General features: G+C 61.5%; 13 protein-coding genes and 1 pseudogene. 12 read left to right on the forward strand and 2 right to left on the reverse strand.

The genetic code is table 11. The features are described from left to right. Positions 1–52 precede the first annotated feature (52 nt). The 7 genes from lepA (at position 53) to acpS (ending at position 6,334) form a co-directional block, all read left to right on the forward strand. Positions 53–1,870 (forward strand): translation elongation factor 4, encoded by a 1,818-nt coding sequence (gene lepA, locus CWI66_RS12415; RefSeq protein ID WP_081137135.1) that lies wholly within the window; start codon positions 53–55, stop codon positions 1,868–1,870. Positions 1,871–1,884: 14 nt separating this feature from the next. Next, the gene (lepB, locus tag CWI66_RS12420; protein WP_100731845.1) at positions 1,885–2,688 is read left to right on the forward strand and encodes a signal peptidase I; all 804 of its coding nucleotides are present in this window, start codon (positions 1,885–1,887) and stop codon (positions 2,686–2,688) included. A 64-nt stretch (positions 2,689–2,752) separates the two neighbouring features. After that, positions 2,753–3,445, forward strand: coding sequence for a ribonuclease III (rnc, locus tag CWI66_RS12425; RefSeq protein ID WP_026001664.1), 693 nt, complete (start codon positions 2,753–2,755; stop codon positions 3,443–3,445). Further along, complete coding sequence (era, locus tag CWI66_RS12430) at positions 3,442–4,341, forward strand: GTPase Era (protein ID WP_016913589.1); 900 nt, start codon at positions 3,442–3,444, stop codon at positions 4,339–4,341. The genes rnc and era overlap by 4 nt, the downstream gene beginning before the upstream one ends. 8 nt (positions 4,342–4,349) lie before the next feature. Then, positions 4,350–5,042, forward strand: a complete 693-nt coding sequence (gene recO / locus CWI66_RS12435; protein WP_100731846.1) for a DNA repair protein RecO — start codon at positions 4,350–4,352, stop codon at positions 5,040–5,042. Positions 5,043–5,131: 89 nt separating this feature from the next. Then, on the forward strand, positions 5,132–5,956 hold the full coding sequence (pdxJ, locus tag CWI66_RS12440; RefSeq protein ID WP_100731847.1) for a pyridoxine 5'-phosphate synthase: 825 nt from the start codon (positions 5,132–5,134) through the stop codon (positions 5,954–5,956). Further along, on the forward strand, positions 5,957–6,334 hold the full coding sequence (acpS, locus tag CWI66_RS12445; RefSeq protein WP_016913592.1) for a holo-ACP synthase: 378 nt from the start codon (positions 5,957–5,959) through the stop codon (positions 6,332–6,334). Between the two features lie 29 nt (positions 6,335–6,363). Here acpS and CWI66_RS12450 read toward each other — a convergent pair whose 3' ends face one another. Continuing rightward, the gene (locus tag CWI66_RS12450; RefSeq protein WP_100731848.1) at positions 6,364–9,093 is read right to left on the reverse strand and encodes an ATP-binding protein; all 2,730 of its coding nucleotides are present in this window, start codon (positions 9,091–9,093) and stop codon (positions 6,364–6,366) included. A gap of 91 nt (positions 9,094–9,184) precedes the next feature. Here CWI66_RS12450 and cysM point away from each other — a divergent pair, with 91 nt between their 5' ends. From cysM to ppc, 5 genes are read left to right on the forward strand one after another with little or no spacing between them, the layout of a single operon-like run. Then, positions 9,185–10,081 carry a cysteine synthase CysM gene (gene cysM, locus CWI66_RS12455; RefSeq protein ID WP_039177164.1) on the forward strand — a complete coding sequence of 299 codons (897 nt, stop codon included), beginning with the start codon at positions 9,185–9,187 and terminating at the stop codon, positions 10,079–10,081. Further along, positions 10,082–11,518, forward strand: a complete 1,437-nt coding sequence (locus CWI66_RS12460) for a TRAM domain-containing protein (RefSeq protein ID WP_100731849.1) — start codon at positions 10,082–10,084, stop codon at positions 11,516–11,518. 46 nt (positions 11,519–11,564) lie between these two features. Beyond that, positions 11,565–13,841 (forward strand): GTP diphosphokinase, encoded by a 2,277-nt coding sequence (gene relA / locus CWI66_RS12465; protein ID WP_100731850.1) that lies wholly within the window; start codon positions 11,565–11,567, stop codon positions 13,839–13,841. Continuing rightward, positions 13,841–14,668, forward strand: a complete 828-nt coding sequence (gene mazG / locus CWI66_RS12470; RefSeq protein ID WP_100731851.1) for a nucleoside triphosphate pyrophosphohydrolase — start codon at positions 13,841–13,843, stop codon at positions 14,666–14,668. The genes relA and mazG overlap by 1 nt, the downstream gene beginning before the upstream one ends. A 42-nt stretch (positions 14,669–14,710) precedes the next feature. Beyond that, positions 14,711–17,359 carry a phosphoenolpyruvate carboxylase gene (gene ppc / locus CWI66_RS12475; protein ID WP_100731852.1) on the forward strand — a complete coding sequence of 883 codons (2,649 nt, stop codon included), beginning with the start codon at positions 14,711–14,713 and terminating at the stop codon, positions 17,357–17,359. A 117-nt stretch (positions 17,360–17,476) separates the two neighbouring features. Here the strand turns inward: ppc and CWI66_RS12480 are convergent. Further along, positions 17,477–17,603: pseudogene (locus CWI66_RS12480) on the reverse strand (transposase); the annotation flags it as partial.

The raw sequence follows: 17,603 nt of genomic DNA on the forward strand, positions 1-17,603 counted from the left end.
GGCGCGGTCCCCAACACCATCGCTTGCGTACCAATAAGGCAGAACACACTCGATGTCTCATGACGTTTCCGGCGGAAAGCTCAAGCATATTCGCAATTTCTCAATCATCGCCCACATCGACCACGGTAAATCGACACTTTCCGATCGTCTGATCCAGACCTGCGGTGGTCTGACCGAGCGTGAGCTGAAGGAGCAGGTGCTCGACTCCATGGATATCGAGCGCGAGCGTGGCATTACCATCAAGGCGCAGTCGGTGACGCTGGACTACACCGCAGCCGATGGCCAGGTCTATCAACTCAACTTCATCGATACGCCAGGGCATGTGGACTTCTCCTACGAAGTATCCCGCTCGCTATACGCCTGTGAAGGAGCGCTGTTGGTAGTGGACGCCGCTCAGGGTGTCGAAGCTCAGTCGGTGGCCAACTGCTACACCGCCATCGAGCAGGGCCTGGAAGTGCTGCCAGTGCTCAATAAGATCGATCTGCCCCAAGCCGACCCGGACCGCGTCTCTCAGGAAGTGGAAGAGATCATCGGGCTGGATGCCACCGATGCCTGCCAGGTGTCGGCCAAGAGCGGTATTGGTATCGACGCGTTGCTGGAGCGTCTGGTACGCGATATTCCGCCCCCCAAAGGGGACCCGGATGCCCCCTTGCAGGCGCTGATCATCGACTCCTGGTTCGACAACTATCTCGGCGTCGTTTCGTTGGTGCGGCTGTTCGACGGTACGCTGCGTAAGGGCGACAAGATTCGCATCAAATCGACCGGGCGGGATTGGAACGCCACCGAAGTGGGCATCTTCACGCCGCTGCGTAAGGAGACCAATATCCTGCGCGCAGGGGAGGTCGGTTTCGTGGTGGCGGGGATCAAGGAAATCCACGGTGCCCCGGTCGGTGATACCATCACCCATACCAAAACCCCGGATGTCGAGCGCCTGCCGGGTTTCCAGAAGGTCAAGCCGCAGGTGTATGCCGGTATGTTCCCGGTCAGCGCCGATGACTACGAAGACTTCCGCGATGCGCTGGAGAAGCTGGCGCTAAACGATGCGTCGCTGGAGTACGAGCCGGAAAACTCGGACGCCCTGGGCTTCGGTTTCCGCGTGGGCTTCCTCGGCACCTTGCACATGGAAATCATCCAGGAGCGTCTGGAGCGCGAATACGACCTGGACCTGCTCACCACCGCACCCACGGTAGTGTATGAGCTGGCCATGAAAAATGGCGACATCAAATATGTCTCCAACCCCTCCAAACTGCCGGACATGGCCGACGTCGACGAGATGCGCGAGCCCATCGTTCGGGCCAGCATTCTGGTGCCCCAGGAGTACGTGGGCAACGTGATTGCCGAGTGTGAGCAGCGCCGTGGTACCCAGCTGGACATGCAGTTTCTGGGCAACCAGATTCAGCTCACCTACGAGCTGCCGATGTCGGAAGTGGTCATGGACTTCTTCGATCGCTTGAAGTCGATTTCTCGCGGTTACGCGTCGCTGGAGTATAACTTCGAGCGTTTTGAGGCCGCCAAACTGGTGCGCTTGGACGTGCTGATCAACGGCGACAAGGTCGACGCGCTGGCGGTCATCATCCACCGGGATCATGCGCACACTCGCGGCCGTCTGCTGGTCGAGAAGATGAAAGAGCTGATTCCGCGTCAGATGTTCGACGTGGCCATTCAGGCTGCCATTGGTGGGCAGGTGGTCGCGCGCTCGACAGTCAAGGCGCTACGCAAGAACGTGACCGCGAAGTGTTATGGCGGCGACGTCAGCCGTAAGAAGAAACTGCTGGAAAAACAGAAAGCCGGTAAAAAACGGATGAAACAGGTGGGGCGTGTTGAAATTCCCCAGGATGCCTTCCTTGCTGTGCTCAAGGTTAACGACTAGGGACTCGACCCCACATGGATTTTTCATTATTACTGGTACTTGCCGTCGTACTCTCCGGGGCCATCTTCCTGCTGGATGTGCTGGTGCTGCGGCCCAAGCGCCGTGAGCGGGCGGCCACTGCCGAAGCGGCCACGGTAGACGGGCTGGACGATGCCACCCGGGAAAAGCTCCTCAAGGAGCCATGGCCGGTTGATTACTCACGCTCTTTCTTCCCTGTACTGCTGGTAGTGCTGGTAGTGCGGAGCTTCATCGTCGAGCCGTTCCAGATCCCCTCTGGCTCCATGAAGCCGACGCTGGAAGTCGGGGACTTCATTCTGGTGAACAAGTTTGCCTACGGCCTGCGTTTGCCCGTGGTGCATCACCGCTTTTTGGAAGTGGACGACCCGGAGCGTGGCGATGTCATGGTGTTTCGTTTCCCGGACGAGCCCTCGGTGAACTTCATCAAGCGTGTGGTGGGGCTGCCCGGAGATCGCATTCGTTACGAAGGCAAGCAGCTCTACGTGAACGGCGAAGCAGTCAGCAAGGTGCTGGTCGAAGAGGGCCCGGCACTGTCACCCCAGCAGCTGTTGTTGGAAGAGCAGCTGGGCGAAGCGAGCCATTTCATTTATAACAACCCGCGTGATCCGGGGCCGCAAATGCGTGAAGTGGTGGTGCCGGAAGGGCACTATTTCACCATGGGCGATAACCGTGATCACTCCAACGATAGCCGCTACTGGGGCTTTGTTCCGGAAGACAATATCGTCGGGCGCGCCTTTGCAGTCTGGATGCACTGGGATGGTGGTTTGCCCAGCTTCAGCAGTGTGCGGCGCATCGAATGAAGCACCTGCTAAGCAACAAGGTCAGCGTGGTTATTTTGTATAACGTCAATGACGTAGGAGCATCGTGAGCAATTCCTTAACCGCTTTTTGCCGACGAATCGGCCACACCTTTGGCGACCCAACGCTACTGGAACTGGCCATGACCCATCGCAGCTATGGTGGTCGCAACAATGAGCGCCTGGAATTTCTGGGTGACTCTATCGTCAACTTTATCATTGCCGAAGCGCTGTTTCAGCGCTTCCCTCAGGCGCGTGAAGGCCAGCTTTCTCGCCTGCGCGCGCGCCTGGTCAAGGGCCAGACCCTGGCCGAGCTGGCTCGTGAAATGTCGTTTGGCGAGTGCCTGCGTCTTGGCTCGGGAGAGATGAAAAGCGGTGGTCATCGCCGTGAATCCATTCTAGCCGATGCCGTGGAGGCCGTGATCGGGGCCATCTACCTGGATGCAGGCATGGACGCCGTGCGTGACCGGGTACTGGCCTGGTATGCTGACAGGCTGGACAATATCTCTCTCCAGGACACGCAAAAGGACCCCAAGACACGTTTGCAGGAGTTCCTGCAGTCACGCCAGGCAGCGTTGCCGCGCTACGAAGTGGTCTCGGTCAAGGGTGAGGCGCATGCCCAGACGTTTACCGTGGAGTGTTACATCGATCTATTGAACGAGCATACCACGGGCAAAGGCCCTAGCCGTCGGCATGCCGAGCAGCAGGCGGCGGAAGAAGCCCTGTCCTATCTTGAACAACCCTCCGGAGACAAATCATGAGCCAAACCTGCGGATTCGTGGCCATCGTTGGCCGTCCCAACGTAGGCAAATCAACCCTCATGAACCGGATTCTGGGGCAAAAGATCTCGATTACCTCCCGGCGGCCGCAAACCACTCGCCATCAGGTGATGGGCATCAAGACCGTTGATGAGACACAGTTCATCTATGTAGACACCCCGGGCATGCACATCATGTCCAAGGACCGCAACAAGGCGATCAACCGGTTCATGAACCAGGCGGCCACTCAGGCGCTGCGCGACGTGGATTGTGTCGTCTTCATCATCGATCGCACACGTTGGACCGATGAAGACCAGGCGGTGCTCAAGCGCCTTGAGCATGTCACTGCGCCGGTGATTCTGGCAGTGAACAAGGTCGACCGCCTGCAGGACAAGGCCGATCTGCTGCCCTGGTTGGCAGAGGTGGGTGCACGGCGTGAGTTTGCTGCCGTCATCCCCATTTCAGCGAAGCACGGCACCCAGGTAGAAGCGCTGGAAGATGAGGTGGCCAAGCATCTGCCAGAGAGCATTCACTTCTTTCCGGAAGACCAGATCACCGACAAGAGTCTGCGCTTCATGGCCGCCGAGCTGGTGCGTGAAAAGGTCATGCGTCAGTTGGGCGATGAGCTGCCCTATCAGATGACCGTCGAAATCGAGGAGTTCCGTGAAACCGAGCGGGTGACCCATATCAGCGCGTTGATTTTGGTGGAGCGTCAGGGCCAGAAAGTGATTCTGATCGGTGAAAATGGCGATCGGATCAAGAGTATCGGCCGAGAGGCGCGGCTGGACATGGAGCGTGCCCTGGGCACCAAGGTCATGCTCAACCTGTGGGTCAAGGTCAAGCGGGGCTGGTCGGACGATGAGCGTGCCTTGAAGAGCCTGGGTTACGACCTGGATTGAGCACGGCCATGACCCCCGAGCCTGCCTTTCTGCTGCACCGTAAGGCGTATCGGGAAACCAGCGCGCTGGTCGACCTGTTGACGCTCAACCACGGGCGCATCCGCGCGGTGGCTCAGGGTGGGCAGCGCCCCGGTTCGAAGTCGCGCCAGCGTTTGCAGCCCTTTACGCCGCTTTTCATCGCCTGGCGCGGCGAGCGCGAGCTGAAGCGCCTGACCCTGATGGAGTCCCGGGGGCAGACCGCCCTGTTGGCGGGAGAAGGGCTGTTGTGTGGCCTGTATGCCAATGAGATTGCCACCCGTTTGCTGCCGCTGGAACTGGCATCCGCGAATGTGTTTGCCTTTTACAGCGTGCTGCTGGAGGCCCTTCCGGTGCCCGCCGAGCGCGGGTTGGCGCTGAGACGCTATGAGTGGGCGTTACTGGAAGCCCTGGAAGCCACGCCGCGCTTCTGCACGCCTCAAGGCGCTCCTCTGGACCCCCATGGCCGCTATCGGTTCGACGCTGTCAGCCGTGGCTTCCTGCCCGCCGAACGAGGGATCGACGGTCGTACCTTACGCTATATCGAGCAGGGCGACTGGGAATCAGAGAGTCTGGCCAGTGCCTTGAAAGCGCTCATGCGAGCAGCGCTGGCGCCCCACCTGGGGGCGGTGGCGCTACGCTCGCGCGAGCTGATGATGGATTTGGCCCGCCGTCGTCAGCGCTAGGCGGGCCTCTCTCATACAAGCAATTCTCAGACAAGCAGTTCTCAGACAAGCAATGATGGCCTCGGTGTGCCATCCAATGGAGAGTCACGATGCATCCTCCCCGTATTCTACTGGGCGTCAACATCGATCACGTCGCCACCCTGCGCCAGGCACGGGGCACTCGCTACCCGGACCCCGTTCAGGCAGCAGTGCTGGCCGAAGAGGCCGGTGCCGATGGTATTACGGTTCATCTGCGTGAAGACCGCCGCCATATCCAGCCCCGCGATGTGCGCCTGCTGGCCGAGATGCTCAACACGCGTATGAATCTCGAAATGGCCGTGACCGATGAGATGCTGGCCCTGGCCGAGGAAGTGCGGCCCGCCCACGTCTGTTTAGTGCCCGAAAAGCGCGAAGAGCTGACCACGGAAGGTGGCCTGGATGTGGTAGGCGGGTTCGAGCAGATTGCCGCTGCCTGCCAGCGTCTGGCAGCCGTGGGCTGTGACGTATCGCTGTTCATCGACCCCGATGTAGCCCAGATCGATGCGGCCAAGCGTGCTGGAGCGCCCACCATCGAGCTGCATACCGGTGCCTATGCCGAAGCTCGGCCGGGTAGCGAGACAGCCAACGCCGAGTATGACCGCCTGAGCGCGGCAGCGGTCCATGCCGTCTCCCTTGGGCTGGTGGTCAATGCCGGGCATGGGCTGCACTACCACAACGTGGAAGCCATTGCTGCCTTGCCCGGTGTCAACGAGCTGAACATCGGTCACGCGATCATTGCGCGCGCCCTCTTTGTGGGCCTGAAAGAGGCCGTTCAGGAAATGAAGCGGCTGATAATTGCTGGCCAGGAGGCGGGCCTGATGGCCGCGCTGGATGCCCATGAACACGAGCATGCGCATGACGAGCATGATGGCCATCACGGCTGCTGCGGGCATTGAATGATCGTTGGCATTGGCTCTGATATAGCCCGCGTTGCTCGGTTTCGTCAGGCCCTGGAGCGCCACGGCGAGCGTTTTGCCGAGCGCATCCTGGGCCAGCAGGAGCAACAGGTGTGGCGGGCCAAAGGCTGCCCGGTGGCTTATCTGGCCAAGCGCTTTGCGGCCAAGGAAGCCTTCGTGAAAGCCCTGGGGCTTGGCTTGCGCCAGGGCATGCAGTGGGGAGACATCCAGGTGCTCAACGACACGCTGGGCAAGCCAGGGTTACACCTGAGTGGTGAAGCCCAGCGGCTCTTCGCGGCTAGTGGCGCCTCGGCGGCGCACATTACCCTAAGTGACGAAGCCGAGTACGCCGTGGCATTCGTGGTGCTGGAGCGCTGATCGCACACGCCCGCGCCGCGTATCTCCGGTCACTCCAGCAAGCCATCGCGGTACTGGGTAAGCCGCGCCATGGCAGCATAAAGTTCTTCCAGTAGCGTATCCACATGGCGCAGACCGCTGGTGCGCAGACGGGTTTCCATGGTTTCCACCAGCAAGGCCAGTTCTGGCGCACCGCAATAGCGGCTGGCGCCGTTCAGCCCGTGCACCCAGTCCAGCAAGGTGTTCAGATCGTTTGCCTGGAACGCCTCGCGCATCTGTCGTTCGTGCTCCTCCAGGCTGTCGATCAGCCTGACCAGCTGCTGCCTGGCCAGGGACGCCTTTCCACCCGCCAAACGCGTGCCCAGGGCAAGGTCCACCGGGGGCAGCGTACTGGGCAGAGGCGCGGGCGCTACCGGGGGAGTGGTATCGGTCAGGGGGGCGGTTGAAAGCGAATCGCCAAACGCCAGTTCGGGCGTAATGCCCAAAAAGCGCTGCATCAGCTGCTGCAACTGAACGTCATTGATGGGCTTGATCAACACGTCGTCCAGGCCTTCACTCAACCACTGCTGGCGTTCGTTGTTCAGCACGTGAGCGGTGACTGCAATGATGGGGCAGCGTGCCCAGCTGCCGCTGATACGACGCAGCGCCTTGGTGGTTTCGATACCGTTCATGTCGGGCATACGAATATCCATCAGCACCATGTCGGCAGTCTGCTGCCGCGCGAATTCCAGGGCTTCTCTGCCGCTGGCGGCCAGTACGATGCGCAGCGCGCTGCTTTCCAGCATGGCCCTGAGCAGTTCGCGGTTGGCGGTATTGTCGTCAACGATCAGCAGCGTCAAGGGGGCGCCAGAAACGGGTTTGCTAGCCAGCTCAAGTGCCTTTGGTTCCTGGCCTGCAGGCAGTCCCGTGGGTTGTAACAAGCGTCGCACCGTCGTGACCAGCTGGGCGCGGGTGAACGGCTTGCAGAGCAGGTCGCCGCCATGGGGAAGGTCCCAATGGGGGAGTTCAAAGCTGGTGGTGTTGGCCAGAATGATCACCGGGCAGGGCGTCTGGGCGATGATGGATTGCCAATAGCCTTTGCGTTCGCCCTCGAAGTCGTCGTACTCGAGGCTGATCACCAACAGAGCCTCATTGCCTGCATCGATAAACGACACGGGGCATGCGCCCCAGCGTTCCAGCAAGTGTTCCAGCACGTTTCGAGTGGGCAAGTGAGGTTCGTGCAAGCGTACGATCGGATTGTCCAACACCAGTTCTGGAGGGCGTTCGTCTGCCTGGTGGGCGAGCAGGGGTAGCGTAAACGAAAAAGTCGACCCTCTGCCCAGCTCGCTTTCGACCCGAATCTCACCGCCCATACGTTGGATCAGTTGGCGGCAGATCGACAGACCCAAGCCGCTGCCGCCAAACTGTCGGGAGTGGCTGGGCTCTGCCTGAGAGAAGGCGCTGAACAGCTGCTGCTGGTGTTCGTCACTCAATCCAATGCCAGTATCACTGACGCTGATGTGCAGGACGACGTGCTGCCCCTCCTGATTGTCCAGCATGACGCGTACGATCACATCCCCTTCGTGGGTGAACTTGAGGGCATTGCCCAGCAGGTTGTTCAGCACCTGATGAATGCGTAACGGGTCGCCGCATAGCGGGGTGGGCACGTCGTCATAAACCATGGCCACCAGGTTGAGCTGCTTGCGCTGGGCTTCCGGGGCGTGGAGGCCAATGACTTCATCGACCAGCGTCACGATATCCACGTCCACTTCTTCCAGGGTCAGACGGTCGGCTTCCAGTTTCGAAAAGTCCAGTACATCGTTGACCAGCATCAGCAGGTTGTCGCAGGCCCGGCGTACATGGTCCAGCCACTCCTTTTGGCGGCTGTCGAGAGGCGAGCGACCCAGCAGTCGACAAAAACCGATGATGCCATTGAGCGGGGTGCGTATTTCGTGGCTCATGTTGGCCAGAAATTCCGACTTCATGGCATTGGCCCTCAGGGCGCTGCGGTGCGCCAGATCGAGCTTGATATTCTGCTCTTCGATAGTCTCCATGGACTCCTGGAGTTCACTGGTCGCTTGTTCGATCTGCTCCTGCATATTGCGCCGTGCGTGTTGCAAGTACTCGGCCAGTCGGTTGATATGCTTTGCCAACTGGTGCAGCTCGACGGGCCTGGCGGGGGTGATCTGCAGACGATCATCGCCCCGCGACAGCCGATAAAGTGCCTGACTGGCTTCCTCGATGGGGCGGGTGGCATAGCGGCTGATGGCAAAGGCGATCAGAAACAGCAGCAGGCCCAGCAGCATGCCGCCCAGGCTGAGGCTGGCGATGAGTTTGTAACGTTCCAGTACTAGCGTGCGGCTATCCACTTCGGCTTCCAGCCAGCCATTTTGAGTGCGCCCACGACCGCTGAGCGACTCACTGGTCAGCGGTGTTTGTACGCGCCATCGATCGTCTTCCATGGAGAGGGTCGTCGCTTCCGGGGCATGCAGCCGAGCGGAGGGCGGCAGCGAGGAACCCATGACCAGCAGGCGGTTGCCCTGCTCGTCAAACAGGGTGACCGCGCGCAGGTTGCGTTGCTCCAGCAGTTTGCCAGCGAGACGCTCCAGTCGTTGTGAGTCGCCGTCGGCCATGGCCTCTCCCAGGCTAGGGGCTAACAGCTCTGCGGTACTGACCAGCCTCTCCTCGAGCACTGTGCGGCCCGTGGCATCGGCGTGAAGCACCAATAGAAACGCCATGATGGCGTACACCAACAGTGGCAAGCCCAGCAGAGCAAACAGCAGGCGCGTGTTTAAAGACATGAAAGAAGCTCATCGAATCCAGAAGGTTGCCTGTCCAGGCATGGGCAGCACCGATATAATGCAGCATAACGGTTACGATAAGGAATGTGTGATGAATTATCCCACGCTTGAAGATGTGGTCGGCAACACACCGCTGGTACGTCTGAAAAGAATCACGGCAGGCCGCAACAATACGCTGCTGGCCAAGCTGGAGGGCAACAACCCGGCAGGCTCGGTCAAGGACCGCCCGGCGCTGTCGATGCTCAGCGAAGCAGAAGCCCGTGGTGACATTCGTCCCGGTGATACGCTGATCGAGGCGACCTCGGGCAATACCGGCATTGCGCTGGCCATGGCGGCCGCCATCAAGGGTTACAAGATGGTGCTGGTCATGCCTGAAAATGCTTCCGCCGAGCGCAAGCAAGCCATGGCGGCCTATGGCGCCAGGCTCATCTCGGCGAGCAAGGAGGGAGGCATGGAAGAGGCACGCGATATCGCCGACGCCATGATTGCCCGAGGCGAGGGCAAGCCGCTCAACCAGTTTGCCAACCCGGACAACCCGCTGGCGCATTATCGCACCACCGGCCCGGAGGTATGGCGGCAAACCGACGGTGAGATCACACACTTCGTCAGCTCCATGGGTACTACGGGCACCATCATGGGCGTGTCACGGTATCTCAAGGAGCAGAACCCGGCCGTGCAGATCGTCGGGCTGCAGCCGGCCGATGGCGCCAGTATTCCCGGCATTCGCCGCTGGCCCCAAGAGTACCTGCCCGCCATCTTCGAAGCGCCGAGAGTCGATGTCACGCTGGACATCGCCCAGCAGGAAGCCGAAGAGCACATGCGTCGCCTGGCCCGGGAAGAGGGTATTCTGGCAGGGGTTTCATCCGGCGGCAGCCTGGCAGGTGCGCTGCGCATCGCCGAACAAACCGAAAACGCGGTCATCGTGTTCATCGTCTGTGACCGTGGTGATCGCTATCTCTCCACGGGCCTGTTCGCCCCGGAGGTTTAAATGGCCATGTTGGGTAAGCGGAGGCCCCCACGCCCCGCATCGGGCCATTCGGGCCTGGCACGCGCGCCAGGGCGAGCGGTGAAAAACCAGGCTGACGGCCTCAGTGATGCGCCGCTGGTCGTCGAGCGGCTGGCCCATGATGGCCGAGGGGTGGCCCACAATGCTGCCGGGAAGACCGTATTCATCGACCGGGTGCTGCCCGGCGAGGAAGTGGAGGTCGCAGTCCATGTGACCCGCAAACGCTTCGATGAGGCGCATGTCAAAACTCTGCTGACTCCCTCGCCCCTGCGCGTGATGCCGCCCTGTGCCCACTTTGGCCAGTGCGGAGGGTGCGATTTGCAGCATATGGCGCTCGACACTCAGCGCCACCACAAACGTGAGGTGGTCGTTGAGCTGCTGGCACGGCAGGGCCTGGCCCATGATGCCATCGGCTTGCTCCACGGGCAGACCACGGCGTATCGCCGTCGGGCGAGGCTGGGTGTCAAGGTGGATAGCCAGGGCAAGGTGCACCTGGGGTTTCGCGCCGCCAGCACGCATCGGCTGGTAGATATCGACACCTGTCCAGTGCTGGTGCCTGCCTTGCAGGCGCTCATTGCCCCTCTGCGAGCGCTGTTGGCGAGCCTGGAAGCCCCGCGCTCGGTCGGCCACCTCGAACTTCTGGCGACCCCGGATGCGACGGTCGTGCTGGTGCGTCAGTTGAAGGCGCAGCCTGACGATGAGCTGCGCTGGCAGCGTTTCGCTGAGCAGCACCAGGTACATGTCGGTGCCTGGCTGGGGCGCGAAGCGCCCCAGCTGCACTGGTATGGTGCGCCACCTTTGCTGAGAGAGCGTGTTGACATGCAGGCGCTGGGCATCGACGCCAGTACACTGCCATCCCACCTGTCGCTTGACTTTGCGCCGGGAGATTTTTTGCAGGTCAATGCCGAGGTGAACCAGCAGATGGTGGCACAAGTGGTAGGCTGGTTGGCGCCCAAGCCCGGCATGGTGCTGCTGGATCTGTTTGCCGGTATCGGCAATTTCAGCCTGCCGTTGGCCGCTGCAGGCGCTCGCGTTCATGCGGTCGAAGGGAGTCAAGGCATGGTCGAACGGCTGCGCGACAATGCCCATAACGCCCGCGATGCCGATGCAGTCCTGGCGGTCAGCGCGGAACAAGCGGATCTCAGCAATGCCGAGGCCGTGGCCAAGGTGCTGCGGCAGCACCCCGTGGATGCACTGGTGCTGGACCCGCCGCGTAGCGGTGCCGAGGCGGTGTGTCAGGCGCTGGGCCGCCACCGCATTGCCCGGGTCGCGTATGTCTCCTGCGACCCGGCAACCCTGGCTCGCGATGCAGCACATCTTGTGCATGCAGGGTATGCTATCAAGCACGTTGTCGTGGCCGACATGTTCGTACATACGGCGCACATGGAAACGCTGATGCTGTTTGAATATACGGGCTAGCGTGCCATTTGCAGCAAGCCGCCACCCAAAAGGATGAGTCATTGTCATGGTGAAAGTGCGTGAAGACCAGCCGCTGACAGAAAGCGGAAAGGTGGACATACAACAATGGTTAACGCGCCTTCAGGAAGATGTGCGCCTGCGTGAGCCCGAGCGCCTGCTTCAGGCCTGCGAGCTGGCCGACCAGTTGGAGCGAGAAGCTCCCCGCACCCATCGTGTGTGGCTGTCGCCAGGTTCCAGTTTTCGCATGGGCCTGGAAATGGCCGATATTCTGGCAGACCTCAAGCTCGATCAAGCCACGCTGGAAGCTGCCGTGCTGTATCGCGCCGTGCGCGAAGGGTTGCTGAGTCTCGACGGGGTGACCAAGCGCTTTGGCGATGAAGTGGCGAAGCTGATCGATGGCGTACTGCAGATGGCCGCCATCAGCTACCCCTTGGCGCCCAACCATGGCATGAGCCAGCATAACCAGCAGGAAAACCTGCGCAAAATGCTGGTCAATATGGTGGGAGATGTACGGGTCGCGTTGATCAAGATTGCCGAGCGCACCTGCGCGCTGCGTCAGGTCAAGGACGCCCCCCGGGAAAAATGCCTGCAGGTAGCCAGGGAAGTGGCCGATATCTATGCGCCGCTGGCCCACCGCTTGGGCATTGGCCAGATCAAGTGGGAGCTGGAAGACCTCTCGTTCCGCTACCTGCATGAGGACGAGTACAAGGCGATTGCCAAGTTGCTGGCAGAGAAGCGCCTGGACCGCGACCGCTATATTCACGATGTGGTCGAAACCCTCAAGACCCTCATGGAAGCCCAGCATATCCATCGTTACGATGTCAGTGGCAGGGCAAAGCATATCTACTCCATCTGGCGCAAGATGAAGCGCAAGCGGATCGATTTTTCCCAGGTCCACGATGTGCGCGCCGTGCGCATTCTGGTACCCGAAGTCACCGACTGCTACACCGTGCTGGGTATCGTCCACTCCCGCTGGCACCACGTGCCCAACGAGTTCGACGACTACATCGCCAACCCCAAGAAAAACGGTTATCAGTCGCTGCACACGGCGGTCATGGGGCCGGAAAACAAGGTGCTGGAAATTCAGATCCGCACCTTCGCTATGCACGACGAGGCCGAGCTTGGGGTGTGTGCCCACTGGCGCTACAAGGGCCACGATACCAATGCCAAGAGTCGCAGCTACGAAGAAAAGATCGCCTGGCTGCGGCAGGTGCTGGAGTGGCAGGACGAAGTAGGCGGCTTTGGAGACCTGCGCGAAGGGCTCTCCAGCGACGTGGCGCCGGACCGAATCTATGTTTTCACCCCTGACGGCCACGTGATCGACCTGCCGCGTATCGCTACTCCCATCGACTTTGCCTACCGGGTACACACCGAAATAGGCCATCGCTGCCGAGGTGCCAAGGTCAATGGGCGTATCGTGCCCCTGACTTACAAGCTCAAGACTGGCCAGCAGATCGAGATTCTCACCGCGACCAAGGGTGGCCCCAGCCGCGACTGGCTCAACCCCAGCCTGGGCTACGTACGCACCTCGCGGGCGCGGGCCAGGATCCAGGCGTGGTTCAAGCATCAGGCCCGGGATCAGAACCTGGACGAAGGGCGCACGCTCTTCGAGCGTGAAATGCGTCGTCTGGATGTGGAAGGGCTCGACCTGCCAAAACTGGCCAAGGCGGTCAATTACCAGAACGCTGACGACATGTACGCCGCGCTGGGCGCCGGTGACTTGCGGATAGGCCAGGTACTGCATCAGGCGCAGCAGCTGTTTGGCGAGACCGATGACCAGGAGCAGTTGGACCGACTGCTGGCCAAGCCTCGCCGCCAGCCCAGCAAGGCCACCAAAAGCGACATTACCGTGCTGGGCGTGGGCAACTTGAAGACCAGCATGGCCAACTGCTGCCGACCGGTGCCCGGCGAGCCGATTGTCGGCTTCATCACGCAAGGGCGTGGGGTCACCGTGCATCGTCAGGATTGCACCAATATTCTCCAATTGCGTATGGAGGAGCCTCAGCGCATTATCGAAGTAGAGTGGGGCGAACGCGCCCATACCCGCTATCCGGTGACCATCGAGATTCAGGCCTGGGACCGTTCGGGTTTGCTGCGCGATGTCACGGGCCTGCTGGGCAATGAAAAGGTCAATGTACTGGCGGTCAACACGCTGACCGATACCGACGAGGGCATTGCCCGCCTGCGCATCACCCTGGAGGTGGATGGCCTGGAGTCCTTGGGACGGCTGTTCTCGCGTATTCAGCAGTTGCCCAACGTAACCGAGGTTCGCCGCCTGCGTAACGCCGACCCCGAAAAAAGCGCCCGTAAAGGAGGGGCCTGATGCGCTACCGCCTGGAAGACCTGTTGACGCTGATGGCCGTGCTGCGCGACCCGCAGCAGGGCTGCCCATGGGACGTCAAGCAGCACTGGGACACCATCGTGCCGCATACCCTGGAAGAAGCCTACGAAGTTGCCGATGCCATCGAGCGGCGGGCCTTCGATGAGCTGCCCGGAGAGCTGGGGGACCTGCTGTTTCAAGTGGTCTATTACGCCCAGTTTGCCGCCGAGGAGCAGCGCTTCGACTTCCACGACATCGTCCACACGTTGACGGAAAAGATGCTGCGTCGCCATCCGCATGTGTTTCCAGAGGGGACGCTGGCGTCTCGCCGCCCGCCTGGCATGAGCGCAGACGCCGTCACAACCCAGCAGGTCAACAGCCGCTGGGAAGCGCTCAAGGCCGAAGAGCGCGCGCAGCGCAGCGTCGAAGAGGTATCGGTGCTCGACGATGTACCGCGTAACCTGCCTGCGCTGAGCAGGGCGACCAAACTCTCCAAGCGGGCCGCCCGAGTGGGTTTCGACTGGCCCGATGCCCGCGGCGTACTGGACAAGATTCGTGAAGAGCTGGTAGAGGTCGAAGAGGCGCTGGCCGCCGGCGACCGCCAGCATGCGCAGGAAGAAGTGGGTGACCTGCTGTTTGCGGTCACTAACCTGGCGCGTACTCTGGGGGCCAACCCGGAGCAGTGCCTGCGCCAGACCAACAGCAAATTCGAGCGCCGCTTTCGCCATGTCGAAGGCGCACTTGCCAGGGCCGAGCGACCGCTGGGTCAGGCGACCCTGGAAGAAATGGAATACCACTGGCAAGCCGCGAAAGCCCAGGAACAATGCTAATAACTCACCATATCAACGCGACCCCGCAAGGAGGCCCCGCCAATGAGCCATGATCTACACGAGTCGCTGCGCGATAATGTCCGTATTCTGGGTGACAGTCTTGGGCGTACCATCGCCGACGACCTGGGCCAGTCATTCGTCGACAAGATTGAAACCATTCGTGCCCATGCCAAGCGGGGTCGCCAGGGCGACACCCTTCAACAGCGGCAGTTGATCGAGTATCTGCGCCAGCTTCCCGAGCACGATCTGCTGCCGGTCACCCGTGCCTTCAACCAGTTCCTGAACCTCGCCAACATCGCCGAGCAGCATTACCGCGCCCGGTTTCGTCGCGTGGAGGATTACAAGCCGGGCACCCAGCCGGTGCTGGGCGAGCTGCTCAGTCGCGCCCAGCAGGCGGGCAATTCCCCCTGCAAGCTGGTCGAAACCCTGGCCAACATGCGCGTGGAGCTGGTGCTCACTGCCCACCCCACCGAAGTCATTCGCCGCACCCTGATTCAGAAGTATGACGCCATCGATGAGTGCCTGACTGCCATTGAAAGCTCCGAGGATTACCCAGAGCGTGGCGCCCGCGCTCAGGGGCGGCTGGAAGAGCTGATCAGCCAGGCCTGGCACACCGACGAGATTCGCCACGAACGCCCCACCCCGGTGGATGAGGCCAAGTGGGGCTTTGCGGTCATCGAGAACTCCCTGTGGCAGGCGGTGCCCGATTTTCACCGCGACCTGGATAGCCTGTTGCTGGAAACGGCAGGCGAGCGCCTGCCGCTGGACGCGGCACCCATTCGCTATGCCTCATGGATGGGAGGCGATCGCGACGGCAACCCCAATGTCACGGCGAAGGTGACCCAGGAAGTCCTGCTGCTGGGGCGCTGGATGGCGGCAGACCTCTATCTGCGCGATCTGGAGCAGCTGAAGACCGAGCTTTCCATGTGGAAGGCCAACAGCGCCTTGAAGGCCGAAGTGGGCGATGTCGCCGAGCCTTACCGGGAGCTGCTCAAGCGTCTGTTGACGAAGATGGAAGCTACCCGTGACTGGGCCAAGGCACAGCTGGAGGGGCGCAACTACGATGGCGGGCCCATCATTGAAACCCGTGATCAGCTGTATGCGCCGCTGCTGGCCTGCTATCGCTCGCTGTGCGATGTGGGTCTGGACACCATTGCCAACGGCGCGCTGCTGGATACGCTGCGCCGGGTCGCCGTGTTCGGCGTTACCCTGACCAAGCTGGATCTGCGTCAGGAAGCGGGTCGCCATGCCCAGGTGATGGAAGAACTCACCAGTGCCTTGGACCTTGGTCATTATCAGGAGTGGAGCGAGCCCCAGCGCCAGGAGTTCCTGCTTTCCGAACTGGCCTCGCGCCGCCCATTGATCCCGCGCCGCTGGGAGTGTTCCGCCGAATCACGAGAAGTGCTGGATACGTTCAAGGTGATTGCCCAGGAGCATGCCGAAGCGTTGGGCACCTATATCATCTCCATGGCAGGCGAGCCTTCCGATGTACTGACCGTGGCGCTGCTCATGAAAGAGGTGGGTGGCCAAGTGACGCTGCCCATCGCGCCGCTGTTCGAGACGCTCAACGACCTGGACCACGCCGGTGCTGTCATTGATCAGCTGCTGTCGCTGCCGGGATACCGAGCGCTCACTCAGGACCGTCAGGAAGTCATGATCGGTTACTCCGACTCTGCCAAGGATGCCGGGCAACTGGCGGCGGCCTGGGCGCAGTACCGCGCCCAGGAAGCGCTGGTCAACGTGTGCGAGAAGCACGGCGTGGATTTGACACTGTTCCATGGCCGGGGCGGTACGGTAGGCCGTGGTGGCGGCCCGGCCCATGCGGCGATTCTCTCTCAGCCGCCGGGGTCGGTGAACGGCAGCCTGCGGGTAACCGAGCAGGGAGAGATGATTCGCTTCAAGTTCGGCCAGCCGGACATTGCGCTGCGCTCCATGGAGATCTACGCCTGCGCGGTGCTGGAAGCCACGCTGCTCCCGCCGCCTGCACCACAACCGCACTGGCGCGAAGAGATGGACCAGCTGGCCAAGGTTGCCCACGCGGCTTACGTGGGCGTGGTGCGTGAAGACCCGGATTTCGTCCCCTATTTCCGCGCGGTGACGCCCGAGGGCGCGCTGGGCAGGCTGCCCTTGGGTTCGCGGCCCGCCAAGCGTCGCCAGGATGGCGGCGTGGAAACGCTGCGGGCGATTCCCTGGATCTTTGCCTGGACGCAGATTCGCCTGATGCTGCCCGCCTGGCTGGGCAGCGGTGAGGCCTTTGCCCGACGCCTGGAGGAGCCGGGCGGCCTGGAAGTGCTGCAGGAGATGCGCACGCAGTGGCCGTTCTTTGGCACCTATCTGGACATGCTGGAGATGTTGCTGGCCAAGGCCGATGTGGCCATTGCGGCTTATTACGAGCATCGTCTGGTCGACGAGCCTGCGTTGAAGGCGTTGGGCAAGCAGCTGCGAGAACGCTTTGCGCGGCTGGAGCTGGTGGTGCTGGACATTCTTCAGCAGGAGCGGCTGCTGGAGAATACGCCGCTGATCCGCCAGGCCATCGATGTTCGCAACCCTTATATCGACCCGCTCCACGGCCTGCAAGCCGAGCTGCTGCAGCGTAACCGGGATGCTGACGGCGCCATCAGCGCCGATCTCTCACGGGCGCTGATGGTTACCATGGCAGGCATCGCTGCCGGGCTGCGCAACACCGGCTAGTCGCACCGTGGGCCAGCGCCGTCACTCCTCGGGTGGCGGCGCTTTTGTTTATCGAACATCGCGAAAAACCTCGTACTTCTAGTGCGAGGATGGATAGCGAGGGGCGCGAGAGCGCCCCTAGTCCGGCCTCGATTGTTGCTCAATATACTGCTTGACCATGCTCAGGGGGGGCGCCTCCGACACTTCCCGCAAAGTAGCTTGGACTCCACAGCGAGTTCTTCCGGTAGGCGGGCTGCACCAGTTC

The organism is Halomonas sp. 141 (assembly GCF_002810305.1).
Lineage (GTDB): Bacteria > Pseudomonadota > Gammaproteobacteria > Pseudomonadales > Halomonadaceae > Vreelandella > Vreelandella stevensii.

Bases quoted from the DNA above. Each gene is read 5' to 3' on its own strand.
- lepA (WP_081137135.1), top strand. From the start codon at position 53: ATGTCTCATGACGTTTCCGGCGGAAAGCTCAAGCATATTCGCAATTTC.
- lepB (WP_100731845.1), top strand. From the start codon at position 1,885: ATGGATTTTTCATTATTACTGGTACTTGCCGTCGTACTCTCCGGGGCC.
- era (WP_016913589.1), top strand. From the start codon at position 3,442: ATGAGCCAAACCTGCGGATTCGTGGCCATCGTTGGCCGTCCCAACGTA.
- recO (WP_100731846.1), top strand. From the start codon at position 4,350: ATGACCCCCGAGCCTGCCTTTCTGCTGCACCGTAAGGCGTATCGGGAA.
- pdxJ (WP_100731847.1), top strand. From the start codon at position 5,132: ATGCATCCTCCCCGTATTCTACTGGGCGTCAACATCGATCACGTCGCC.
- acpS (WP_016913592.1), top strand. From the start codon at position 5,957: ATGATCGTTGGCATTGGCTCTGATATAGCCCGCGTTGCTCGGTTTCGT.
- CWI66_RS12450 (WP_100731848.1), bottom strand. From the start codon at position 9,093: ATGTCTTTAAACACGCGCCTGCTGTTTGCTCTGCTGGGCTTGCCACTG.
- cysM (WP_039177164.1), top strand. From the start codon at position 9,185: ATGAATTATCCCACGCTTGAAGATGTGGTCGGCAACACACCGCTGGTA.
- CWI66_RS12460 (WP_100731849.1), top strand. From the start codon at position 10,082: ATGGCCATGTTGGGTAAGCGGAGGCCCCCACGCCCCGCATCGGGCCAT.
- relA (WP_100731850.1), top strand. From the start codon at position 11,565: ATGGTGAAAGTGCGTGAAGACCAGCCGCTGACAGAAAGCGGAAAGGTG.
- mazG (WP_100731851.1), top strand. From the start codon at position 13,841: ATGCGCTACCGCCTGGAAGACCTGTTGACGCTGATGGCCGTGCTGCGC.
- ppc (WP_100731852.1), top strand. From the start codon at position 14,711: ATGAGCCATGATCTACACGAGTCGCTGCGCGATAATGTCCGTATTCTG.